The following is a 23,039-nucleotide window of genomic DNA, read 5'->3' on the forward strand; positions in this document are numbered from 1 at the left end:
CCGCGCGCCGACGCAATATTGATGCAGAGGGCCAGTCATGCGGCCGCTCTGGCCGAGCCTGCGAGACGCGCGCTCGCGGTGCGATGATGAATCGGGCTTAGCTCCATGCCGAGGAAATCGCGCCCACTATCGCGCGCCGCGACCAGGGTCGACCCGGACCCGCAGAACGGATCTAGCACCAGGCCACCGGACTTGCAGAACGCATCAACAAGTGGGGCCAGTGCCGCCACGGGCTTCTGTGTTGGATGCAATCGATTTCCTGTACAGGCGAAGTCAATGACATCGGAGATCGGCCGCGCCGGCGGGGTCACGTCGCCCTTCGCCAGCAGATACGCCTGCTCATGCTCGTAGCGCAGAAAGCGTGTTGCGGACGCATACCGCTTCCGGAACACGATATGCCCCACGATACGGAAGCCAGCGGCGCGCCACGCGCCAACGAAGAGATCAACCTTGTTCCAGCCATAGAAGCTCACGCAAAGGCTGCCTGGCTTGAGAACGCGATGCATTTGACGAAAAGCGGGTTTGAGCCAGCGCGCGTTGTCGTCGTTAGCAACGGTCCTGCCCTGGCGGTCGCGATAGCGGGTGACGTAGGGCGGATCGGTGAGGATGAAATCCACCGCATTGCGCTCCATGCGGCGCATCAGCTCGATGCAGTCGCCATGCAAAACAGCGTTGCGCTGCTCAATAGGACTCTCCGGCACGATGCCGGTCATGAAAGCGGTCATTGGCTTCACTCCCTTCCTTAAATGCCGAAGGCATGTCCCGCGGCATGCCTTCCGGGGGCGCGTGAGCGCGCGGGAGTGATGGGGGCGATTGCCGGCGCGCGGAGCCGAGCTGCCCAGGGGAGCGGAGCGAATGACAAAGCGTGACGGAATGACAGCGATGGTCTGCTCTGCGAACGGGCGGACCTGCTCTGCAACAGGCGGTGATCGCGGGGAAGCGAGGGGAAAGTCTCCTCGCTTCCCTGTCCCCATTGGCAAGGCACGGCCGCAGCCGGTCACGGACATGCGCGCGCAGCGCACCTCACGAGGTTTGGAGACTTCCTTCGCGGATCGCGGCACACCGCGATCTGCGGCGGTGGCGGACACGAAAGCAGCACGAAGCCCCGCTTTCGGCGGGGCTTCGCTTGGACTGGTGTTAGTCGGCCGAGCGGCGGGACCATATGAGAGCGAACTCGCCCTGGGTCTCGGTCTCGACCAAGCTCGCGTAGATCGGAGCTGCGAAGCTCGGATCGTCGAGCTTGACGGAATGGTAGTCGCGGCCTTCGCGTGAGGTCTTCTTCCAAGACGCGCCGAACTCGGTGGAGCTGGCAAAAACGCGGAAGTCGGGACCTCTCTCGTTGTCCCCTTCCACGGGGACAAATTCGACCGCCTTGACGTTGAGGGCGAGGGTCTTGATGGAGCCCTTGAAGCCCTTGTCGGTGGCGGTGAACGTGCCGATCGTAGCCATTGCGTACTTTCCTTCTGTTCATCGGGCCGCGCCCATCGCGACCTCGATGAGGGTCGTGCGACCGGGGACGATCGACCTGCACCCCTTGGGGCCGAAACATCGAGAAGGACAGGGGCCGACGGCTTTTTTGCTTCGCGCTGCAAAGCCGGCTCCGGCCGGCGGTGGAAAAAAGTTGGCGGGACCTGTTGCAGGATAGCGAGCGAGGCGGCGGGCACCGCCGCTGATCCTCGGTCAGACCCAACCCAATCGAGGGCCGCGCAGCGCGGCCAACAAGATGCAGAAGGATGCTGGGTACGACATGGCGGCCGCGATCGGCTCGAGTTCACCGCCCTAACCGCACGGGCGGCTCCGGCATATGAAGATCCATCTCCCGACCGTCACCGCGAAGGCGAACAGCCAGAATCGACCCGTCGGGCGACAACGTGGGGACCGGTGGTTATCCACTTCGTCCCACCGTCGGTGGTTTGGAATTCTTCTCGCGCGTGGTGCGTAAGTCGCGCTCCTTCCGTCACAAGCGCCGCGGAGCCGGCTCTGCCGTCGAGCATCTGCGCGGTCGAGACTGAAGGCACGGGCGTCTTGCCGCCCTCCTGCCGCCGCGTCTCGGCGCGACATCAAGCCCAGCGTGCCGCATCGAAAGAGGTGGCGACGTGCGCCGTGTCCGCCACCGATCCCGCTCGTCCATTCACTTGCGGCATATGATCGTCACCCGGGCACGGTGACGCGCGTAGCGCGGCACCGCGGGCGGAGACCGACCAGGGCTCCGTCGCGCGCATCTGCACTTGGCGCGCGATAGAGCATGGTCCTCTCTTCAGGGAGGAGCCGCCCAAAAGCCACTACGATCTCGGACAGAATAGTCTACGCTAAAAGGCAAAGCAGTATCCGACTCCACTCGGACACGGGAGGCATCAGCACCGGATAAGTCTGCAATCGACACAAAGCCGAGTTTGCGGGCATTGAGAAGACGCAGCATTGCGCCGGTCTGTGGCGATTGGCTTGGGTCGCTCTTCGTTAGCAAGCGGACATGAGCCGCTCATATCAGTCAAGAGTCGACTCTTCACGTTTAGAACTCGTCAAAGTGGGAGATTCTGCTGCAATTCCTCAGAATCTGCCCGTCCTTCCAGCGAAAGCAAAAAGCGCTTCGTCTCGAGGCCGCCGGCAAATCCGGTCAATGCTCCGTCGCCGCCGATTGCGCGATGGCAAGGCACGATGATTGAGATCGGGTTACGGCCGTTTGCGGCGCCGACTGCGCGCGCCCCGTTCGCGACGCCGATCTGTTTGGCAATGTCGAACTTCGTGCGCGCGCCGGCGAAGTATTCGCCAAGCTGCGTTTCCGCCTCACGTAACACGGGATGAGCCGGATCGGATGTCAATTCGCCCAGTATCACGCGCGTTGGACTGTCACCCGGCCACAGAAGCGCGACGAGACCGCGAGGACTTGCCACCAACTTCAGTGTGCCCACGGGAGAGGGCACGAGATTATAGGCGTCACTCATCGTGGCACCCGCCAGAGATACCACGACGCGACAGTACGGTAAGGCGACCATGCTGAGGACAGGTCACGCAGCTCTCGAGGTTTTGGCTTGTCGGAGAGCCGTTTGAGACGTCGATAACCGTCACGGACACCGAAATCGTCGGCTGGCAGGATGTCGGCTCGCTCGAGCGAATACATCAACAACATCTCGACAGTCCAACGCCCGATACCCTTGATCGACGTGAGGCATTCGATGAGATCTTCATCCGCCATGTGTTTGGCCTGTCGACCGCCTGGCACAAGTCCGGACGTCGCCCCCCGCGCGATGTCTTGCACGGTCGCGGTCTTGGTCCGCGAGAACCCGCAGGCACGAAATGTTTCATCGTCGATCAACAGAAGATCATTTGGCGTCGGGAAAGCGCCGCCCGCCGCCGCACACAAGCGGGCGATAATGGCGTCTCCAGCTTTCGCCGTCAGCTGCTGATAGGCAACAGCGCGGATCAAGGCTTCGTACGGTTCGCGCGCCGCCTTCGGCTCATGCGTGCATGGTCCGATTGCGTCGATGACCTGTGCCCAATCATCGTCTATATTTCGCAGAAAGAGCGTTGCGTCGGCATAGCGTTCTGGTCGGTTGCGAACTGCCACGGATCTGCCTCACCAGACTTTGCGGAAGGTGAGGTTGATGCGGCAATTGCCGGTCGCGGAATGGACGCCATCCTTCAAGGTGTCAACGCCGTGAAAGGCTAGCCGCGAGACTCCTCCCCACACGGCGACATCGCCGTGATGAAGCATGATGCGCTGCGTCTTGTCGGTCCGCTCGAGGCCACCGAACAGGAACTTGGCCGGAAGGCCGAGCGATACCGAGACGATAGGAGCACGGAAGTCGCGCTCATTCTTGTCCTGATGCAACGTGAGGCGGGCGCCGGGCACATACCGATTGACAAGGCAGGCATCGGGCTTGAACCCATCAAATCCCGCCGCGCGTGCAGCACGCTGCGCAAGCGCGAGAAACGGCGCTGGCATCGCTGGCCACGGAGTTCCGGTAATCGGATCCAGCCGGTCGTAGCGATACCCCCTGCGATCGGAAACCCAACCCGCTTCGCCACAGTTTGTCATGGCGACCGACATAGTCTGGCCCCCCGGCGTCACGAAGTGGCGAAGGGGTGCCGCCAATGTCATCGTGTGAAAAGCTTCAAGTACCGCCTGGACGTCTTCAAGCGCAAAGCCGCGCAGAAGAACGGCGCCTGGCGCGATGTCGAGCCGTGTCGCGGGCGAGTCGCTGGCGCCAAAGAGGTCGCGTGTCGCGTTGAAATCCGTCATGAGGTACTGACGAGCTTGAAGTCCGCCACGGTTTGCTCGCGGGACAACAGGGCCCGCTTTCGCTTATATCCCCACCGATAGCCGGACAACGAGCCATCTTTCTTCACCACACGGTGGCAGGGGATGAGGATGGCGATGGTGTTTGCCGCAATGGCGGCAGTCACGTCGCGCGCGTCGCGGGGCGTCCCGATCTCGGCCGCGATCGCTCCGTAAGTGCTCGTCCGTCCGGCCGGAATGCGGCGTAGGATGTCCCAGACGCGCTTCTCGTAGTCCGTTCCGCGAATGTCCAGCGAAAGACCCGGATCGCGCTCAGGATGATCGACGACGGAGGCAAGCTTGCCGATGATCTCCGCGAGATTGGCCGCGTCCGCCGTGACTGTTGCGTCGGGAAAGCGCAACCGCAGGGTGTTCTCCAAATCTTCGCGTGCTTCGCCGAACTCGAAAGCGACCAGGCCGCGATCGGACACGGCGGCGAGGAATTCGCCGAGCGAACTCCTGCCCCAGCCATATAGAATGCGCTCGGGCATGTACCCTCCCGCTGCTCCTTGTTCTGTCACCGGCTCAGGTCGCGTCATGAAAAATGATGCCGACCGTATGACGGCGTCCGGCTCGGATTTCGCTGACGCCGTGGCGTAGATTGACACGGTAGGTGCCGCGTGCGCCCCGAACAGGTCGATGATGCACGGCGAACACCACGGCGTCGCCCTGCCGCAGCGGCACCACGGCAGCGCGCGATTGCATACGCGGACGCTGCTCGGTGAGCACGAACTCACCGCCCTCGAAATCGCGGCCCGGCTCCGACAGCAGGATCGCGACCTGAAGAGGAAAGACGTGCTCGCCGTAGAGGTCCTGGTGCAAGCAGTTGTAATCACCGGCGACGTACTGCAGCAGAAGCGGCGTCGGCCGCGTCTGGCCGGCGTCGTGGCACCGCTTGAGGAAGGCCGCATGAGACTTGGGATACTGGACGTCGATGCCCATTTCCATGTTCCAACGGTTCGCGATGCGGGCCAGATCGGGATAGAGCGAGCCTCGAAGTGCGCCGATGGGATTGGGAAGCGGATAAGCGAAATATTTGTACTCGCCCTTGCCGAAGCCGTGCCGCGCCATGACGATACGGCTGCGGAAGCGGTTGTCCTCAGGGTATATCGCCGCGACGACTTCACACGCCTCCGGCGATAGCAGCCTCGGCATGACAGCGAAGCCCTTGGCGTCGAGGCTCTCCTCGACCGCTTGCCAATCGACGGAACTCTGCGTTGCTGTTTCCGGCTTTTTCATTGTGGCTGCATGGCTCATGCTTCGGCCTCGGTGCCGGCTTCGCGATCGAGAAGCTTGCGCTTGCGTTCGACGCCCCACCGGTAGCCCGAGAGCGATCCGTCGTTCCGCACCACGCGATGACAAGGAATGGCGACCGCGATCTTGTTCGCCGCACAGGCGGCCGCGACCGCGCGAACCGCTTTCGGCATGCCGATCTTTTCGGCGATCTCGCTGTAGGTCGCCGTCGTGCCGACGGGGATTTCACGCAGGGCCCGCCAGACGCGATGCTGGAAGGCCGTGCCGCGCACATCGAGAGGGAGATCGAGGCCGACCTCCGGCGCTTCAACCAGACCGACCACCTTGGCCATGACATCCTCGAAGGCGCGGTCACCGCCGATCAGGTTGGCGTTCGGAAAGCGATCCTCGAGATCATGGACGAGCGTTTCCGGATCATCGCCGAACAGGATGGCCGCGATGCCCTTGTCGCTGGCGGCAACCAGGATGGAGCCCAGCGAGCACTCGCCGACGGCGAAGCGCAAGTCGGCATGGGTGCCACCCGATCGGAAATCGCGCGGCGTCATACCGAGCACGTCATCGGAATTGGCATAAAAGCGGCCGCTGGAATTGAACCCGGCCTCGTGGATGGCTTCGGTCACGGATCTGCTTCTTTCGAGAGTCTCGCGCACGCGTTTCTGCCGGTGCGCAACGGTGTAGGCCTTGGGCGTGACGCCAGCGATGGCCTTGAATATGCGGTGGAAGTGAAACGTGCTGAGGCCCATCGCGCGTGCCAGCTCGTCGAGTTTCGGCGGCTCCTCCGCCTCCTCGATCAGCCGGCATGCCTCGGCCACCTTCTCCGCATAGCGATCGTGGAGCGACGGCTCAGTGGGTTTGCAGCGCTTGCACGGGCGGAACCCGGCCTTCTCGGCATCCGCGCAGGACGCGTGAAACGCGACGTTCTCGCGATTGGCGAGCCGCGCAGCGCACGACGGACGGCAATAGACGCCCGTCGTGGCGACGGAATAGTAGAACTTGCCGTCATAGTCGCGGTCGCGTGTGCGGACGGCGTTCCAATATTCGATATCCGGGTCTGCCGGCGAGGGCCGCGGGCGCGGCTGAGTTTTCTTTTTTACTTCGGGGACAGAGATCATCCGACGTTCTTTCTTCATGTGGTGTTGCCCAAACAAATAGGTTGTGATCCCTGTCCCCGCACTCCGATCCTTGCTTTCAAACTCAGTTTCGAACCGCAAAGGCTACATGTCGAGAACAACCCGATAGCGTGCCTTGCCATCGAGCAGATGCTTGACGGCATCGTTCACGCGGGCAATCGGAAAATGCTTGGTCTGCGGCGAGATGTTATGGCGCGCTGCAAACTCCAGCATTTGCGCCGTTGTAAGCGGCGAACCGTTAGGCGAGCCGGAAACGGTCTGCTGCGTCATGATGATATCGAACGGATCTATGGGAACAGGCTCCAGGACGGCTCCCACGAAGTGAAGCCGTCCCTTGGGCCGCAACGTTGCGAGCATGGCCTTCCAGTCGAGCGGTACGTTGACGGTCACGAGCAACAGATCGAGAGTGCCGGCAATCTTCCGGATGTCATCGGCATTGCGCGAATTCACGATGCGGTGCGCGCCGAACCCGCGCGCCTCATCGGCTTTCGAAGCCGTGGAGGTGAAAGCCGTCACCTCGCAACCTCACGCCTTGGCAAATTGCAGCGCGAGATGTCCAAGGCCGCCGATGCCGACGGCTCCAACGCGATGTATGGGCTTGATGTCGAACACCTTGAGCGGCGTAAACACCGTAACACCGCCGCAGAGCAATGGGCCCGCATTGGCAGGATCGAGACCATCGGGAATCGGCACCGCCCAAGGCCATTGCGCCCGCACGCGATCGGCGAAGCCGCCGAAATGCCCGACGATGGTCGGCACGTTCTGGGCGCAAAGATTGCCTTCACCGTTCTGGCACTGGGCACAATGCATGCAGCTGCCTGAGCCCCAGCCGACGCCAACGCGTTGCCCGATCGTGAGACCCTTTGCATTGCTTCCGAGTGCAACGACCTTGCCGATGACCTCGTGCCCCGGAATGACGGGATAGCTCGAAATACCCCACTCGTTGTTCATGACCGACACGTCGGAGTGGCAAAGCCCGCAAGCTTCCACCGCGATCTCGACGTCGTCCGGTGCCAGAAGGCCGGGATCATAGCTCAATGGCTCGAGCGGCTGGTTTGGGCCCTTGGTGGCCCAGGCGTTGATCTGCATTGCTGTCCCCTTGAAGGCAGGTTGTTTAAGAGTGCGGCGTTTCCTTGCAGGTGCCGATCCGCCGTCCCGTCTGACGCTCCGTCATGGTCATGTTCTTGCCGCCCATCTTCATGTCGAAGGCACCGACGAAGCGATTTGGCCAAAGCTGGAACTTCGCCCACGCGACCGCCTGGTTGTGGCCTTCGCAGATAAGATCGAAGCTCAATTCGTCACCCGATTGTGTGACGTTCGACGACGGGCAACGCGCTAGAGGATTGTTCTCGCTCAGAACGACAATGCCGTGCGTGCCTCCATTCGTGATGCACACCTTGGCTGTCCGCTGCGCACCCATGTCCTCGAGATGAGGAAGCTCGAGGCGCATTTCGACCTCATATTCGCCGGGTTCAAGAACGGTGTCGCCCGCGCGCGTCGGCCCGGGCACGGCGATCAGCGCCAATAGAATCAGAAGACGCACGTGAATTCCTCCCTGTTGCTGCTTGTCCGACGATCACGTTGACCACGGTGCCGACGCTAGTGCGCCCCGTTTCTTGCTTTTGAATTCGGTACCCCGTTTTCTGGATTTGAAAGCAAGGAACGGGGTGCTGGGCCGCTAAAGACGCTCTATCGCTGCAGAAAATCGCAACACTGGAGCATCCAATGTCCGAGCGGAACTTCGTCAAAACCCCATCTGGAACAATCGCCTACCAGGAACAAGGTGCGGGGCCGGTCGCCCTTTTCGTGCATGGCGTAATCGTGAATTCACACCTTTGGCGCCATCAGCTCGCGGGGCTGTCGGCCGTGCGCCGCTGTATTGCCGTCGATCTGATGGGTCACGGCGCGACAAGCATTGCGGCGGATCAGGATGTTTCGTTCGAGGCGCAGGCGCGGATGCTCGCCGAGGTCATGGACGCCCTTGATCTCGACAAAGTCGATCTCGTCGCCAACGACAGCGGCACCGGCATTGCGCAGATCTTCACCGCCAATCATCCGGAGCGCCTGCGCAGTCTGGTGCTGACCAATGGCGATGTGCACGACAACTGGCCGCCCAAAGACTTCTCAGGCTTCTTGAGCATGGTAGCCGCCGGTGGATTGGAGGACACGCTTCGCGGGATGGCTGAGGACAAAGCCCGCTTTCGTGGTCCAGATGGTCTAGGCGGCGCCTACGAGCAGCCTGAGAAGGTGTCCGACGAGACGATAGACGTTTACCTGCAGCCGCTTCTGACGGACCCCGCACGGCTGCACGACCTCGAACGCTTCATTCTCGCTTTCGACAACCGGCAGACCGTTGGGCTCGTCGACAAGCTCAAGAAGCTCGATGTGCCGACGCTCGTCGTGTGGGGCACTGGTGACATCTTTTTCGGCGTCGAGTGGTCCCGCTGGCTGGAGCAAACCATTCCCGGCGTCAAACAGCGCCTGGAGCTCGAAGGAGGACGTCTCTTTCTGCCGGAAGAACGTGCAGCGGAGGTCAATGCTGCAGTTCTGAGTTTCTGGAAACAGCACGCGCCGCTGAGCGGCGGCTAGCCCGCTAAGGAGCGTCGAATGAAATGCAGAAATACTCTTCCGCTTGGAACATCGCCCATGGGCGTGTTTGCGCGCATCATGATCATATTGGGAGGATTTGTTTTAATGACGACACCAACCCTATCCGCGGAAACTGTCCCGGCCGATCTCGATCTCGTCCTGGTTGCTCCAGAGCACACCACGGTGCTTGCGGAAAACGACCGCGTGCGCGTGCTCAAATTCACGGCCAAGGCGGGCGACCGCATCCCGCGCCATGCCCATCCCAGCATGGTGGTCTATGTCCTGAAGAAAGGGCTGCGCCGCTTCACCAACGAGGACGGCAAGACCGTGGATAGCGATCCGCAGGTAGGCGACGTCATCCTCCGCGACCCGATCGTCCACACCGAGGAGGTGATGGAGGACTTCGAAGCGATCCTTGTCGAGATCAAGAAGTAAGCAATGGCCGGACGGCGCAAGCATGGCAGCCGCAGACGTAGTGAGGAGCCTTTGAAAAAGGCAGACGACAGCAAAGCTACGGTCTTGAGGGCGCTGGATGACCTCGTGGGCACTGGCCTCGCAAGCTGGTCCGTGTCCGCTTGCGGCGAGCGTCGGCTCCGGCTTGCGAATGGCGACGAGTTCCAGCTCGAAGCAACATGCGTGAGACGTTTGCGATGAACCGGCTGTCTCGGCGCGATGTCATGTTGGGCGCCGGCGCCTTTGCGCTTGCTACCTTGCCCGCAGTCGCGGCGCAGGGAAAAACGTTGCTGGTCACCCACCCATTCTTCGCCTTGCATGATCCCGGCCCCTTTATTGTGGAGCGGCCCGCGCGGCTGCGCGCCATTGCCCAAGCGCTGGCGGCGCCCGCCTTCGATGGGCTCGTGCGCCAGGAGGTTCCGTCCCGGTCCGACGTGGAGGAGGCAATCCTGCGCGCGCATGCCCCGGCGCATTTCAAGATGATGCAAGACATTGCTGCCGACACCGCGCATCTGCCACATGCCATCGATGGCGACACCATCGTGTCCGCAGGGACTTGGCAGGCGGCGACGAATGCGATTGCCGCGGGGCTGCACGCGGTCGATTGCGTGATTGAAGGCCGCGACGGGATCCGCAATGCGTTCTGCCCAGTACGGCCGCCGGGACATCACGCCGAAGCTTCCCGCGCTATGGGTTTTTGCTTTTTTTCCAACGTCGCCATCGCCGCATTCTATGCGCGGACGCGTTACGGCGCAGAACGCATCGCCGTCGTGGATTTCGATGTCCATCACGGCAATGATACGCAGAAAATTTTCTGGGAGGATCGGAACCTCTTCTATGGCTCGATCCACGAGATGCCCCTTTTCCCGGGAACCGGGGCAGCAGCCGAAACCGGGGTCGGAAATATCTTCAATGCTCCGCTCGCGGCAGGAGATGGCAGTGCGCAATTTCGTTCCGCAGTGAGCACGCGCATTTTGCCGGCGCTGGAGTCATTCAAGCCGTAACTAATTTTTATATCGGCCGGGTTCGATGCACACGAAGGCGATCCACTCGGGCATCTACGACTCGACGACGCAGATTTTACCTGGGTGACCGAGGAGCTCGTAAGCGTAGCAGCACGACATTGCTCGGGCCGTGTCGTGTCGATGCTGGAGGGCGGATATGATCTCGGTTCATTGTCACGATCGGTCTGTGCGCACGTTCGCGCATTAATGCAGACCTGACGTTCACAATCGCCTTTTTCATTTCGAAAGCAAGAAACGGATCGTGACTGGCTTGGGACCATGGTGGGCTTCCGTGCGAGATGCATTGAGGAGGATAAGAAACGATGGATCGATCAATTTCCCGCCGCGACTTTGGTGGTTTGCTCACCGGCGCCGCATCCACAGCCATCCTATCGGCCGTGCTTCCGGCTCCGGCGGTCTGGGCGCAGGGGCGTTCATCATCAGCCAGTGATCTCGCCAGCAACCTGCAAGGCATCGCCGGAGAAGTGATCGTCGACGAGGCATCACGCGCGGCTTACGCTGATGACTACGGTCGTATTGTTCACAAGATTCCCGACGCCGTGCTCGTGCCGCGAGATTCCGGCGACCTCGTCAAATTGGTTCAATACGCCAACAAGAGCAAAACCAAGATTGGCATCCGCGGCATGGGCCACTCCATGCTCGGTCAGGCGCAGATCGACAGGGGCGTCTTGGTCGATATGGCGGCGCTCGATTCAATCAGTATCCTCGACAACGACAGGGTGGAAGTCGGCGCCGGTTCAACCTGGGGCCCGGTCATGAGCGAAACGGCGGCGAATAAACGCACATTGCCGGTGATCAATGACACGTTCCTGTCCGTTGGCGGTTCGCTGAGCACCGCAGGCTTCGGCCCGACGACCTGGAACAAGGGTCTGATGGTCGACAATACCCTTGAGCTGGAAGTGGTGACCGGTGCGGGAGAGCTCGTGCGATGCTCGGAGACCACCAACCAGGACCTGTTCCTGGCCGTCCTGTCGGGATTGGGGCAGTGCGCTATCATCACTCGCGCCGTGATGAAGCAGGTCGCCGCGCCGACGCACGTTCTTTACATTAAGATCTTCTACGATGATGACGCGATCCGCGCCGCGCACGATCTTGCGTTCCTGGCGAGGGACGGCCGCTTCAACCACCTCGACCTCCGCAGCCGCACGTACCCGTTTGGCGGGCTCGAATACTATATCGAGGGCGGTGTCTTTTACGACGCTCCGAACGAGCCAAAACTCGATGACCTCAAAAAGGGGCTGAGCGCGAGTTCATTCGAACCCAAGACATGGACATATGAGGAATACTATCGACGTGCCGAGTCTTGCTACAGCTGCGTTCCTGCTCCGAAACCCTCTCTCTATCTGACGGTTCCTGCTTCGAAGTTCGATGTGTTCGTGAAGAACACGCTGAGTGATCCGAGCACTTCGGCCTATATCGCGCCGTGGTTCTCGATCTGGCGGCGGGATGCGCAGTCACGGCCGCTTGCGCGCGTCGCAGACGAGGATTTCATCTACCGCACGCAGTTCAACCGGGTCTTGCCGAACTCGGCCGATGTCAAGGCATTCCTCGCTCTCAACCGCGCGCTCTACGAGAAAGTTCGGGACCTTGGCGGAACGCGACTGACGACGAGTGCCATACCGTTCGAGCCCAAGGACTGGGAGCGTCACTACGGAGCTGCATGGCCTGCTTTCAAGGCGACGAAGGAAAAATACGACCCGGGCAATGTTCTCGGCTCCTCGGTGAACGTGTTCGGCAAGGGTTAGGCGATGTCGTCGTGGATCGAAGCGACGCCGCAGGGATTACGAGACCTGGCGTTTGACAACCTGGCGGCCGCGCCAGACGGACCAGTGCTTCTGGCGCGGTTGGCTAAGGCGTCAGCCGTCATCCGTGCGCAGTTTCCGGCGACAATGGATCTGCCCTACGGTTCCGCTCCCCGCGCGCGGATCGATCTGCTGCCGGGGCGAGTTGATATGCCGTGCCTCGTCTATTTCCACGGCGGATACTGGCAGATGAACAGCCGTGAAATGTTCACGGCGCTTGCCGAAGGCGTTCGTGCGCACGGCTGGTCTGCGGCATTCGTCGGATACACCCTCGCCCCCGAGGCGAGCCTTACGGCCATTGTCCGAGAAATCGGCGTTGCAATCGATTGGCTCAATGAGCGGAGCGCCGCCTCTGGCGTCCATGGTCCACTCGTCGCCGCAGGCTCGTCGGCGGGAGGGTTGCTAGCGGCGCTCGCTCTCGAGCATCAGGTGGTCATCGGAGGTATGGCCATGTCGGGTATCTTCGAACTTGCTCCGCTGCGCGACACCTTCCTCAACGTCAAACTCAAGCTGACGGACGAGGAGATTTCAGATTTGTCTCCAATTCGCAGGCCGGTCGTGGCCAAGCCATTTGCGCTGGCGATTGGCTCCGCCGAATTACCGGCCGTCGCCGCCAACACTTACGCATTTCACGCTCTGCGCCGGTTCGGTGGCCGCTGTGACCCGTTGGTCGAGGTGCCGGGCGCCAATCATTTCAGCATTCTCGAAGAGCTACGTGATCCGCAAAGTGCGCTCGTGCATGAGCTGCTCGCCGTTTCCAACAAAGTGGAGACCACACCATGACTGTATCGACTCGATTCAGCGCGTGCGCCTTGGCCTGCCTGTACCCCCTGATTTGTCAGGCCGGAACACTGCGCGACGGCCTGTATGAGGTTGCGGTATCTCTCGACATGGGCGCACTCGAAGACCTCAACGCGCGAAAAACCGCGCACGTCTGCGTCAAAACCAGTTCGACCGATGGCGCTCATGGGCTCTTTCTTTTGTCAGGGCTTCAACAGCTCGAGCGTTGTCCCGTGAAGAATGTGTTCGAGACTTCCGCCAAGCTCTCATTCGACATCATCTGCGACGGTATCGATGCGGGAAGAGCGTCCGCGACCTACGCGCTCGAGCCCGATGCATTCGAGGGCAGATTCTCAATTCGCATGGGCGGCAAGAACATGACTATGAGCGAGGCTCAGTCAGGCAAGCGCCTAGGGGAATGTCCGTCGGCGTCTACGGAATGAATTCAAAAGCAATAAACGGATCGTGGCGCTGGCGGCCCGGTGGGATAGGTGTCGCGTACGAGCCCACATACATGGAGGAACTTATGAAATTCCGCGCTTTCGTCCTGTCCGGTTTGGCACTTGCGATCACCGCTGGCACCGCAGGTGCCGTCGAGGTCAAGAAGTCCCTTCCGGTCAAGGGAGACCCCGCAGCCATCTGGAAAGTGGCGAGCGAATTCTGCTCGATTCAGGACTGGCATCCCGATTTCTCGGGCTGCACGCAATCGATGAAGGATGGCGTCGTGTGGCGCGTCCTGACCCTCAAGGAGGGCGGCGGCAAGGTGCACGAGAAGCTCACCGGCGTTGACGACCTCAGCTACACGTATTCGATCACCGAGGCGCCGCTTCCTCTCAAAGACCACACCGGAAAAATTTGGGTCGAGAAAGGCGCAAAAGATGGCGAGAGTCTACTTCGTTGGGAAGTCTCGTTCGGCGTGAACGGCGACGAGGCGAAGACAAAGGAAGTCACGCAGGCCATCGACGGCCTTCTCGAAAACGGTCTCGCCAACATCAAGGCCGTGGCTGCCCAACAAGCAAACTGCAAGTAATATTTGAGGGCGGATGCGATGATCGCATCCGCCCTCTCTGTCTATGGAGTGGTAAGGTGTTCAAGCTGTATTATTGGCCCGGATACTTGCACACTCGCCGACCAGATCGCGCTCGAGTGGCTAGGCCTTTCCTATACGCTGATCAAGGTCAGCGAGGAGCTGCGCAATTCCGAGGCCTACGCAAAACTCAATCCATCGCGCACTGTACCCGTCCTCGTAACCGACGACGGTTGGGTCTTGAGCCAGAACGTCGCCATCCTCAATTTTCTAGCTCAGAGTCATCCGGATGCGCATCTCGACGGCGACGGTTCCGCCAAAGGCCGTGCCATCGTCAATCGTTGGCTCGCCTACATTGCCGCCGACGTCCACAAGGCGTTCTCACCCCTATTGCATCCCGAGCGGATCATTGGTGACGAGGCGTCGAAGGACGCGATCTTGGCGCAGGCTCGCGCGACATTGCGAACGCACTTCGGCATCCTGAATCATCAACTCAAAGCAAATACCTGGATCGCGGGTCCCAATCTCTCAATTGCCGATCCATATCTGTTCGTCGTGCTGAGGTGGGCACATGCGGTCAAGGTCGATCTCAGCAGTTACGATGCGATCGCTTCCTATTATCGCCGCCTGCGTGACGATGAGGGCGTGAGAACCGCGCTGTCACGCGAGAAGTCCGGCATTTGAGCAATTGGACCAACTCTACGATTGATCACAACAACGGCCCCGGAATGCTCCTGGGGCCGTCGTCGTTTGTCGGTCGCTTGCGTTAGGCCGCGCTGCGCGTCGGCCAGTTGCCGTCTTGAACAAGGCCGAGCTGCTGAAGTGCCGTAAGAGCGCCTTCCTCGCCGATCTCCTCGACAATCTTGCCATCGACAATCTTGAACACCGTCGTGCCGGTAAACTTCATTTTGCGGCCCGACTTGGCCGGCAAGGCACCAATCGGAAGATCCTTGAAGGCGGGTCCCGTGTGTGTTCCGCCGCCATCCCAACGGCCGACGACGTAATCGCCCTCGGCAATGAGGCCGCCAACGCCCCAGAAGTTGAGATCTGGGAAAGCCTCGCGGAACTCTGCCATCATCTTCTTCACGGCGTCGCGGCCCCGGATCGGTCCGTGCATCGGGTAGTGCACGAGCACGTTGGGCGCGGCAAGCTTGTCAACGGCGCTGAGATCGACCGGGTTGCCCCAGAATTTCTTGAACCACTCCTCAACGATGGCCTTGTTCTCGGATTCCTTAGTCATATTCATCTCCTTCATTGGTGGAATAGAACCCGACGCTAGGAGATGTTCGGAGCTTGGACACTCCGTTTGTTGCCTTCAAATCGAAAGACGAGAGGGTTCTATTCCGAGCCGAAAGAGGATCACGCTGAGACCTCTGAATTGGCAGTCAGCGCGGTGTTCAGCTGCTACTTGCACATTCAAAGATCGAATGCGTGTGACTTACCTAGGCAAAGGAGATCGAAATCTAGGACTGCTTCACATCCAAAACCGGCCCTAGTTGGCGGATATCAACGAGGGCGCCGACACAGATGGCCGACTTCTGCTTCTGGGACGCTGCGGCGGTGTTGATGCCGTCGCAATGCCGAGAAAGCGGATCTCGCAGAGTTTACCCTCGGCCCCTTTAGCGCACGTAATACGCCTGACCGGAAATCAGCCGAAAGCGGCCGTCGAGAGCCTGGTCCGCCGGATCTGCGGTGACTACCAGCTGGCATTTTCGAGCGGCGCATCACGAGCGCGGTCGACATCGGGCATGCGGCTTCTGGAAGTTCATGATAAGCGGCTGCAACTTGGTGGGGTCAATCCAGTTCTCATGTCCCTCCAAGAGCAGGCTCGGACGCACATGAACGCCGGTAATGCGGACTTCGAACGCCGAGATCAGCCCTGCGACTTCAGAGAACCAAGTCAAGCTAGCCCTCTATCCGGCGAGGTTGTGCACAAGGTCGTGTTAGGGGTTGCTCCATGAACATAGGCAGAACAGAATAGAGCGTGTCCGCAGCTGATTCAGATCTTCCATCTGTTGCGCCTCCTTCCGCAACCGGCAATGCTGGTGGCGTTTTTGAAGGGAGCGTAGGCGCGTTTTACCTGGTGTCTCTTCTCTCAGGCGGCGAACCTAGAGGATTGCCGGGCGCGGTTTGCAAGGCCGTCAGGTTTCAGCAAGCCGTCGCTGACCATCCATTGGACGATCTCGTTATCGACGCGATCAACTTTGACGGCACACCAGCAACGCTCGAACTACAGGCAAAGCGATCGTTAGATTTCACGGCATCGGACACCGAGTATGGTGATGTGGTGCATCGCCTGTGGGCCGCATCGCAGAAGTCGGAATTCCAGACCACCAGGTATGAGCTCGCGGTTGCGATTGCGCGCACTTCCACCAGGATAGAGCGCGAGTATCAGGAAGTCCTTCATTGGGCGCGGCAACTGCCTGACGCTCAGACGTTCATCGCGAATATTGAGCGGGAGGGCTTTTCCTCACGGGGTAAGCGTGACTTTGTTGCCGCCTTTCTCGTAAAGCTCCAACAGGTCGGAGCGGCGAGCGATGACGAGACGGTTTGGCGACTGCTTCGCCGCTTCCAGGTTCTGGTATTCGACTTCGAGAGTATTGGTTCGGACTATCTGCATCGAGCGCGGGAAGGGTGTCGTTTACTGCTGCCCGTCGAGGAGCCGGCGTCTGCCAGTCATCTCTGGTCGGTCCTTTGCGCCGAGGCAATGGCGAAGGCGACAGCAGCGGGTACGTTTGACCGACCTGGACTCGCAAAAGTCTTAAGCCAAAAACATGGAATCAAACTTGCGACGGCTTCCGATTATCGCAAGGCGTTGTCGTGGCTGAAATCTGCCGCGTCCTACACTCTGGACGGAATACGTACCAGCATCGGTGGGGCAACGCTCCAACGGAGCGATGTTCTTGAGCAGGCACTTTCGGCACTGGACGAAGCGCGAGTTCTGCGAATTGAAGGCGCACCTGGCGTTGGCAAGTCAGCCGTCCTGAAGGAATTGGCGAGTCAAATCGCGGCAGAAAGCTCGATACTTGTCGTAGACCCGGCACGCATCGTTCCCGGTGGTTGGCCTCAAATGGCCCACACGATGGGGTGTCAGAATTCGCGCGAAGACTTCTTTAATGAAGTAGGCCGCAGCGGCGGAGCAGTTCTGTTCATCGACAACATTGACCAAATCGAAGACCCGCAGCAATGGGCGACGGTCACCGATCTGTTGGTCGGGGTCGCGAGAAATAAAGGCTGGAGAGCGGTCGTTACCGGACCGAGCGACTCCACCTCGTGGATCGAGCGGCTACCGGCAGAGGTTCGGCAGGCCAGCTTGGCAAAGCTGATGGTTCGCGAGCTTAGCGACAATGAGGCATCGGAGTTATCACGGGCCAATCCTCAGCTCTCCTTGCTTCTCGACGCTGGTCATCCGGCGAAGAAGGTGGCGCGAAACCTGTTCTACCTGTCTCGCATGATCGACATTGGCGTGGGAACAGAAAGCTCGCAGCAGCCGATAGCGAGCGAAACGGACCTGGCCCACCACTGGTGGCGTTTTGGAGGCGGCCGGACTGAAGCTGGAAAGCTAACGCGATTAAAGGTGCTTCGTGCGATAGCTTCGCAGACAATCGCTGATCCAACGCGCCTCACTTTCAAGACCGATGAATTCGAATCCTCAACAATCGAAGAGCTCCTTCGATTGGACAGTTTGCGAGAGGACAGACCGGGGGCGACAGTCGCTTTTCGCCACGACGTTTTGCGGGATTGGGCGATCGGCTTTCTGTTTCTTGAGGAGCCAGGCTCTATCGCGGCGCTGCCGATAGACCTTCAAATTCCAGCAAGCCTGGCGCGCGGCTTGGAAATGGCTGCTCGATTGGCGGTCGAACAGGATGCGTCAGGCAATCAATGGATCGAGTTGTTGGCCGCCGTTAGCCGCAAAGGCGCTCACGGAAGCTGGCGACGACCGATACTGCTGGCCCTAACGCGTGCAGAAGCGTCTCTTGTTTTGCTTGATAAGCTAGAACCCAAGCTTCTTGAGAATGACGGCCAGTTGCTGGCAGAGATTATCAAGCTCACAATCGCCGTCGATTCAGAGGCGCTGACCCAATTCCTTGCTCGCAGCCAGATGAGTATCCCAATCCCATCGGGTCTCGAAGACTTCACGGTCCCCAAGGGTCTGAGTTGGTTGTGGCTGATCCTATATCTGATCGCACGGTTTGACAAGATGCCGTTCGCTCTGATCCCGGATATGGCGACCTTGTTCCGCAACTGGCTGATCGGAACCGGCACTCAATTGTTGCCCATCAATTCTAGGATCGTCGAGATTCTTTTTGGCTGGACGAACCGCGCTGATCGGGCACTTCGGCCGGTCATGGTGCGACACATTTCTGAGCTCGAAGATCCAGACTTTCATTTTCCTCACATGCGAGCGGTGCGAGACGACATCCGCATGACGGCCTTCGCGTTCTCTCACCTCAATCCGGCGGCAGCACAAAGTTATATAGCCGGGCTTGATGCGGATGATATTCGGCATCACGGACTTCATGACATTATCTGTGCCCAGGGAATAGCTAAGTCCGCACCCAGAGAGCTTGCTGATCTCACCCTTGCGGGCCTCATCGAAGAAGAAGACCCCGAGGACAGGTACGGGAGCTATCGCAGCAGTCGCGATCGGTTTGGTCCGTTCGGCGCTCTTGAAGTGCAGTTTTCTCCAGCTTCGCCTGGGCAGGGACCATTCTTCGAGCTGCTCGACCATTCTAGCGCCGATGGTCTCCGTGTTGTTCGGGGTGTCGTCGAACACGCGACGGCTTGGCGACGGGAACTCTATAGGGAAGATAGAGCAAGCTTCCCATCGCTCACTATAGCGTTTGCCGGCACGCCCTGGACATTTCACGGCGACATGACCGTTTACACATGGCCGCGGATTTCGGTACCATCATCCATCACCTCATCGGCGCTCATGGCTCTCGAAGCCTGGGGGCATAAACAAATCGAAGGTGGCCGGCCGTTCGAAGATGTCTTGTGGGACGTACTCGGTCCAGACGGTGGTAGCGTTGCACTTCTGTCCGTAGCGGTCGATCTTGCCCTGTCCCATTGGGATGTCGCCAAAGATGCAGTGTGGCCGTTCCTTGCTTCTCCAGAACTTCTGAGGAAGGACTGGGTGAGACACATTCGCGATATTAGCGGCGTGGATAACGACCTGCTGTTTCAGCAAGAGGCGTCAACATGGCGCGTGAAAAAAGCTGATCTGGAACATCGTGTGTCTAGGCGTCTGGCGCTCATGGAGGGTTTCATAAGGTACGTTCTTGAACCCGATGGCCGAATTCTGACCCAACTAAAGCCGGTGCTTCAGGAAGCCGTCGAACAGAACGCAAAGCTGCCCGCGGATGGCGACCCAATCGATGGACTCCAGGCGATAGGCAAACGTGCGCTGCGAATGTGCGCGCGAGAGAATTGGGCCGAGAAGAAGGTGGTCGACCAAAATGGGCGAGAGATAGACGCGTACCAATATCAACCCGATGCGGACGAGCTTAGGGAACGCAACGCCAAAGATGCCGAGGTCGTCGCCGAGATTCAAGACACAAACGTTAAGGCGACGATCCAGCTAGCGTTCGCTGATCCCGCGAAGTCTTCTGCGGATATTGTCGCGCAGGCTATTGCATGGGCCAAAGAACAGCCGGCAGAGCCTACGGAAGAGAGTGACGATGAAGAGAGCGACTTTGAACGCGGCTGGCGCAAGCGTTCTATCGTTATGGCCGCGGCAATTGCAGCACGAGACTATCGGGGCGCAGATCAGAAAGAAGTCTTAGATTGGGCGGCATCAGTCTTGTATGCGGCGGCGACCAGGGCGAAAGATGGGTTTCGCGCTGGTCCATCGATACAATTCGACGAGCAGGCGATCGCCGCTGTTGGCCTTATTGACCTATACCAGCGAACGCGCGACAGGGCTGACCTTGAACGCATTTTCCGGCTTGCTGCCGCTCGTACACCTGCGGTGCAGAATGCAATTGGCGAAGGGATAGCCAAGCTTTCAGGGATCAATGATCGTCTCGCTCGGTCTCTTACTCGCATAGTGATGGAAGCTGTTATCCGGCCGCACTGGGCCTACGAAGACGATGAAACCGAGGAACTGGAGAAGGCTTACGAAGTCCGGGTAGCCAACAGGATTGCTATCGAACTCGCGTGGCTTGGAAGCTCTGCCGATGAGCCAGAGTGGCCGGTCCTTCCCGACTGGCTATCTCGTCCACGACGGTCGATACGCATAGGCGCCGCCAGAACATCGGATGCTCTGAATGATGACGATGTGGGCGTGCCGGAATTCTACGTCGACGAGCACACCCTGGGCGCATGGTTTAGCCATCTCATTCCGCTGACTTTCAATGGCGCGCCGGAATGGCTGGGGAATCTTGCAAGGCAGCTCATGAAGTGGACCGCTGCTGCGAACGGACCGCAAGGTCGAGACACAGGCGATCGCGATGGAAGGCCGGATACCTGGAATCCGCACTTCATGGACTTTGTTGGCATTCTCAGTGTCGCGCTTCCACATGATCAGGTTGCGCAGTCCTTCCTGACACCGATGCTTGGATTGCCAGACAATTCATTCTGCGATTTAGCTGGACCCTTTCTCCGGGGCTTTGATCGAGCGACGGTCGCGACGAACACTCTCAAGTCGGACAACCCGCGTGCTATTAGGGCTCCTCTTATAGAGCGAGTTCGCCGAAGCCGAGCCTTCCGCAGGTTATCGGAAGAAAAATCTAACTCGGCGGAGACCCACATTGGCGACACTCTGAATGCGCTCTTTTACCAGCCATCTCGTTTTGCCAACTTCGGTAGACCCCATGTTCCCGACGATTGGACCGGACTTGCCGACACATTGCCGGCACTTGCCGATCTGGTCGCGGCTGCTCCGGCGTCGGGATACGTCGCAACATTGTTCCTCAACCTGATACAGAGATTTCCTGATCCTACCTTCATTCGCCCAGTGCTGGTTGCATTTGGAGCATGGCGGGATGCGTACGGTATCGACGCAAATTTCTGGTCCGAAAATGAAGCGGGTCGTCGCATCTGCGCTTGGCTTAAATCAGCGCTTTCCAAGGATTCTTCTAGTCTACAAGACGCGGAAATTCGTCATGAGCTTAGTAAATCGCTCGATACCGTAATTCGCTCGGGGGTTGCTCAGGCGCGCGATCTTGAAGAATTCATCCGACAGATGACTTCGGGTGGAACGGGATAACCGGTATGGGAATTCGACGGGGCTTGCGACGTGGTTTCAAAGAATGAATTTCAGCGCACCATCCGCACGGGCGAACTGAACCTATCGACATGGGAACTTGTTCGCAACTGGTGCAGCCACGCCCGTCTGGATAAGTTTGGGGGCATAGGCTTCATCGAGGCACAGACAGGGCTGCCCATTGGGCATCACAGCATCAAGTGTGAGCACGCAGGTGCAGCCGGTGTAGCCACGTGGGACTTGAGAGACGCGGCTCTAGACTTCCATGATCGCAATTGCGTTGATTGCAAACTGCGTAAGCCGCAGGGGTTCCCGAACCTGTCGACGCTCGTTAGGGAGCGAGATGACAAGCGTGCCGTGCAAATCAAGATGCAGGCACTTGAACAAGCCAAGCAGGCTGACGCGCTGAAATCGCGTAAGGCACAACGATCCAATCTGCGTGACTCGCTCGGACCCGTCGCAGGTGCGATCCTTGATCATATCGACGAGTTTGACGAGCATCGGACACGTGAGCATTCTGAGCGCATTCGTGAAAGTGCCCGTCTCGCACCGGAACACTTCGAGCCGCAGCTCACCGAATACGTCCTTGAGCTGGCTGAGAGAGAGGATTGGTTTGCGGACATCGCATTGACCGTTCTCAAGAACACGCTCGCGGACCGGAAACGTGTTGCACGACTTGCGCTGGTCTCAATAGCGAATTCCTCTGCGATTCAGAGTGCATCGCAGGCGCTACTCGATAATTTGGTCGACATCGACGCGAGCGGCATTGTGCGCGCGCTGCCGTCAATCATAGAATTGGCACGTCCCCACGAGGACGTCCTGCGGTTTTCCGCTCGCGCAGCAGAAGAGCCTGCGCTTTTGCAAGCTCTCTGGCAGCATTACCGCAAGCAGGTGGAGGAAGGCCTGCATGATCTGTTCACATCGCGGAACATCTATCATGTTGATTCAGCGGCTCGTGGTGTTCTCGCGATCTCAGAGAAGCACGGCGATGTCTTCAAACCCTTCGTTCGCTCTATGGTCGCGAAGTTCTCTCGTGCGCGCTTCCTATTAGACGACTTTGACGATGATGACCTGTATGGATCGCGCACTCTCCATAGCCTACTGAAAGCATGTTCTGCTGCGTTCAACGCTTCCCCTCGGGATGTCGATGCAGTCCTTCAAGACATGATCCAGGGCTCCGATAGGCAATCGCGGGAGCGATGCTATGAAATCTATCGATTGGCCCTGAATGGGCCGGATCGTGAAAGGGAAACAGTTCCCGCAGATTCGGAGAGCCATCGGCTTGCGTTTCAGCGGATTCTTTGGGCTGCCACTTCGGAAGAAGGCGATGGGGTGCTCAACACAGCGCATGACATTCTACGAGGACGACCTCGCGAGCTGGAGGCCATTGCACGATCAGAGTTCGACAGCCTATTGGGGGCGCTACTGATCTGGGACGATCGGTGATGTGACCCCCGCAATTTAGTCCAGACGGCGCTAGAATCCGGCCCCTAGAG

At 59.5% G+C, this 23,039-nt stretch carries 21 protein-coding genes and 1 pseudogene; 10 read left to right on the forward strand and 12 right to left on the reverse strand.

What is annotated here, in order from left to right; genetic code table 11:
• Positions 1-35 precede the first annotated feature (35 nt).
• From V7082_RS05815 to V7082_RS05865, 11 genes are all read right to left on the reverse strand, one after another.
• Positions 36-725 (reverse strand): DNA methyltransferase, encoded by a 690-nt coding sequence (locus V7082_RS05815; RefSeq protein WP_334146687.1) that lies wholly within the window; start codon positions 723-725, stop codon positions 36-38.
• A 412-nt stretch (positions 726-1,137) separates the two neighbouring features.
• On the reverse strand, positions 1,138-1,449 hold the full coding sequence (locus V7082_RS05820; RefSeq protein ID WP_334146689.1) for a DUF736 domain-containing protein: 312 nt from the start codon (positions 1,447-1,449) through the stop codon (positions 1,138-1,140).
• A gap of 1,070 nt (positions 1,450-2,519) precedes the next feature.
• Entirely contained in the window at positions 2,520-2,942 is a 423-nt protein-coding gene (locus V7082_RS05825; RefSeq protein ID WP_334146691.1) for a methylated-DNA--[protein]-cysteine S-methyltransferase, read from the reverse strand.
• Positions 2,939-3,565: a DNA-3-methyladenine glycosylase family protein gene (locus V7082_RS05830; RefSeq protein WP_334146693.1), complete on the reverse strand. Its 627-nt coding sequence runs from the start codon at positions 3,563-3,565 to the stop codon at positions 2,939-2,941. Before V7082_RS05830 ends, V7082_RS05825 begins: the two co-directional genes overlap by 4 nt.
• Before the next feature lie 9 nt (positions 3,566-3,574).
• On the reverse strand, positions 3,575-4,240 hold the full coding sequence (gene alkB, locus V7082_RS05835) for a DNA oxidative demethylase AlkB (protein WP_334146695.1): 666 nt from the start codon (positions 4,238-4,240) through the stop codon (positions 3,575-3,577).
• Positions 4,237-4,767, reverse strand: a complete 531-nt coding sequence (locus V7082_RS05840) for a methylated-DNA--[protein]-cysteine S-methyltransferase (protein ID WP_334146697.1) — start codon at positions 4,765-4,767, stop codon at positions 4,237-4,239. Before V7082_RS05840 ends, alkB begins: the two co-directional genes overlap by 4 nt.
• 34 nt (positions 4,768-4,801) lie before the next feature.
• Positions 4,802-5,515, reverse strand: a complete 714-nt coding sequence (locus V7082_RS05845) for a 2OG-Fe(II) oxygenase (protein ID WP_442909760.1) — start codon at positions 5,513-5,515, stop codon at positions 4,802-4,804.
• 14 nt (positions 5,516-5,529) lie between these two features.
• Positions 5,530-6,642, reverse strand: a complete 1,113-nt coding sequence (ada, locus tag V7082_RS05850; RefSeq protein WP_334146701.1) for a bifunctional DNA-binding transcriptional regulator/O6-methylguanine-DNA methyltransferase Ada — start codon at positions 6,640-6,642, stop codon at positions 5,530-5,532.
• 102 nt (positions 6,643-6,744) lie between these two features.
• Complete coding sequence (locus V7082_RS05855) at positions 6,745-7,176, reverse strand: zinc-binding dehydrogenase (protein ID WP_334146703.1); 432 nt, start codon at positions 7,174-7,176, stop codon at positions 6,745-6,747.
• Between the two features lie 9 nt (positions 7,177-7,185).
• The gene (locus tag V7082_RS05860; RefSeq protein ID WP_334146705.1) at positions 7,186-7,749 is read right to left on the reverse strand and encodes an alcohol dehydrogenase catalytic domain-containing protein; all 564 of its coding nucleotides are present in this window, start codon (positions 7,747-7,749) and stop codon (positions 7,186-7,188) included.
• Positions 7,750-7,774: 25 nt separating this feature from the next.
• A complete protein-coding gene (locus tag V7082_RS05865; RefSeq protein WP_334146707.1) occupies positions 7,775-8,203 on the reverse strand; it encodes a DUF3617 domain-containing protein in 429 nt (142 codons plus the stop codon).
• A 182-nt stretch (positions 8,204-8,385) separates the two neighbouring features.
• Here V7082_RS05865 and V7082_RS05870 point away from each other — a divergent pair, with 182 nt between their 5' ends.
• The 8 genes and pseudogenes from V7082_RS05870 to V7082_RS05905 all read left to right on the forward strand — a co-directional run bounded on the left by V7082_RS05870 (position 8,386) and on the right by V7082_RS05905 (position 15,020).
• Entirely contained in the window at positions 8,386-9,249 is an 864-nt protein-coding gene (locus V7082_RS05870) for an alpha/beta fold hydrolase (RefSeq protein WP_334146708.1), read from the forward strand.
• Between the two features lie 105 nt (positions 9,250-9,354).
• The gene (locus V7082_RS05875) at positions 9,355-9,684 is read left to right on the forward strand and encodes a hypothetical protein (RefSeq protein WP_334146709.1); all 330 of its coding nucleotides are present in this window, start codon (positions 9,355-9,357) and stop codon (positions 9,682-9,684) included.
• Positions 9,685-9,926: 242 nt separating this feature from the next.
• Positions 9,927-10,925: pseudogene (locus V7082_RS05880) on the forward strand (histone deacetylase family protein).
• 104 nt (positions 10,926-11,029) lie between these two features.
• Complete coding sequence (locus V7082_RS05885; RefSeq protein WP_334146711.1) at positions 11,030-12,472, forward strand: FAD-binding protein; 1,443 nt, start codon at positions 11,030-11,032, stop codon at positions 12,470-12,472.
• Between the two features lie 3 nt (positions 12,473-12,475).
• Positions 12,476-13,312 (forward strand): alpha/beta hydrolase, encoded by an 837-nt coding sequence (locus V7082_RS05890; protein ID WP_334146713.1) that lies wholly within the window; start codon positions 12,476-12,478, stop codon positions 13,310-13,312.
• A complete protein-coding gene (locus V7082_RS05895) occupies positions 13,309-13,752 on the forward strand; it encodes a DUF3617 domain-containing protein (protein WP_334146715.1) in 444 nt (147 codons plus the stop codon). Before V7082_RS05890 ends, V7082_RS05895 begins: the two co-directional genes overlap by 4 nt.
• On the forward strand, positions 13,728-14,339 hold the full coding sequence (locus V7082_RS05900) for an SRPBCC family protein (RefSeq protein WP_334146716.1): 612 nt from the start codon (positions 13,728-13,730) through the stop codon (positions 14,337-14,339). Before V7082_RS05895 ends, V7082_RS05900 begins: the two co-directional genes overlap by 25 nt.
• Positions 14,340-14,357: 18 nt before the next feature.
• The gene (locus V7082_RS05905) at positions 14,358-15,020 is read left to right on the forward strand and encodes a glutathione binding-like protein (RefSeq protein WP_334146718.1); all 663 of its coding nucleotides are present in this window, start codon (positions 14,358-14,360) and stop codon (positions 15,018-15,020) included.
• 82 nt (positions 15,021-15,102) lie between these two features.
• On the opposite strand, the gene V7082_RS05910 is transcribed toward V7082_RS05905, so the two are convergent.
• The gene (locus V7082_RS05910) at positions 15,103-15,576 is read right to left on the reverse strand and encodes an ester cyclase (protein ID WP_334146720.1); all 474 of its coding nucleotides are present in this window, start codon (positions 15,574-15,576) and stop codon (positions 15,103-15,105) included.
• Positions 15,577-16,320: 744 nt separating this feature from the next.
• Between V7082_RS05910 and V7082_RS05915 the strand changes: the two genes are divergently transcribed.
• Positions 16,321-21,546 (forward strand): ATP-binding protein, encoded by a 5,226-nt coding sequence (locus V7082_RS05915; protein WP_334146722.1) that lies wholly within the window; start codon positions 16,321-16,323, stop codon positions 21,544-21,546.
• Between the two features lie 30 nt (positions 21,547-21,576).
• The gene (locus tag V7082_RS05920; RefSeq protein ID WP_334146723.1) at positions 21,577-22,989 is read left to right on the forward strand and encodes a hypothetical protein; all 1,413 of its coding nucleotides are present in this window, start codon (positions 21,577-21,579) and stop codon (positions 22,987-22,989) included.
• Positions 22,990-23,039 lie beyond the last annotated feature (50 nt).

The sequence above is a fragment of the Hyphomicrobium sp. genome, from assembly GCF_036833075.1.
In the GTDB taxonomy this organism is placed as follows: Bacteria; Pseudomonadota; Alphaproteobacteria; order Rhizobiales; family Hyphomicrobiaceae; genus Hyphomicrobium_C.

Coding starts and splice junctions, on each gene's coding strand:
- V7082_RS05815 (WP_334146687.1), bottom strand. CDS start 725: ATGACCGCTTTCATGACCGGCATCGTGCCGGAGAGTCCTATTGAGCAG.
- alkB (WP_334146695.1), bottom strand. CDS start 4,240: ATGACGGATTTCAACGCGACACGCGACCTCTTTGGCGCCAGCGACTCG.
- V7082_RS05820 (WP_334146689.1), bottom strand. CDS start 1,449: ATGGCTACGATCGGCACGTTCACCGCCACCGACAAGGGCTTCAAGGGC.
- V7082_RS05885 (WP_334146711.1), top strand. CDS start 11,030: ATGGATCGATCAATTTCCCGCCGCGACTTTGGTGGTTTGCTCACCGGC.
- V7082_RS05870 (WP_334146708.1), top strand. CDS start 8,386: ATGTCCGAGCGGAACTTCGTCAAAACCCCATCTGGAACAATCGCCTAC.
- V7082_RS05895 (WP_334146715.1), top strand. CDS start 13,309: ATGACTGTATCGACTCGATTCAGCGCGTGCGCCTTGGCCTGCCTGTAC.
- V7082_RS05900 (WP_334146716.1), top strand. CDS start 13,728: ATGTCCGTCGGCGTCTACGGAATGAATTCAAAAGCAATAAACGGATCG.
- V7082_RS05845 (WP_442909760.1), bottom strand. CDS start 5,515: ATGAAAAAGCCGGAAACAGCAACGCAGAGTTCCGTCGATTGGCAAGCG.
- V7082_RS05905 (WP_334146718.1), top strand. CDS start 14,358: ATGATCGCATCCGCCCTCTCTGTCTATGGAGTGGTAAGGTGTTCAAGC.
- ada (WP_334146701.1), bottom strand. CDS start 6,642: ATGATCTCTGTCCCCGAAGTAAAAAAGAAAACTCAGCCGCGCCCGCGG.
- V7082_RS05910 (WP_334146720.1), bottom strand. CDS start 15,576: ATGACTAAGGAATCCGAGAACAAGGCCATCGTTGAGGAGTGGTTCAAG.
- V7082_RS05890 (WP_334146713.1), top strand. CDS start 12,476: ATGTCGTCGTGGATCGAAGCGACGCCGCAGGGATTACGAGACCTGGCG.
- V7082_RS05875 (WP_334146709.1), top strand. CDS start 9,355: ATGACGACACCAACCCTATCCGCGGAAACTGTCCCGGCCGATCTCGAT.
- V7082_RS05825 (WP_334146691.1), bottom strand. CDS start 2,942: ATGAGTGACGCCTATAATCTCGTGCCCTCTCCCGTGGGCACACTGAAG.
- V7082_RS05860 (WP_334146705.1), bottom strand. CDS start 7,749: ATGCAGATCAACGCCTGGGCCACCAAGGGCCCAAACCAGCCGCTCGAG.
- V7082_RS05840 (WP_334146697.1), bottom strand. CDS start 4,767: ATGCCCGAGCGCATTCTATATGGCTGGGGCAGGAGTTCGCTCGGCGAA.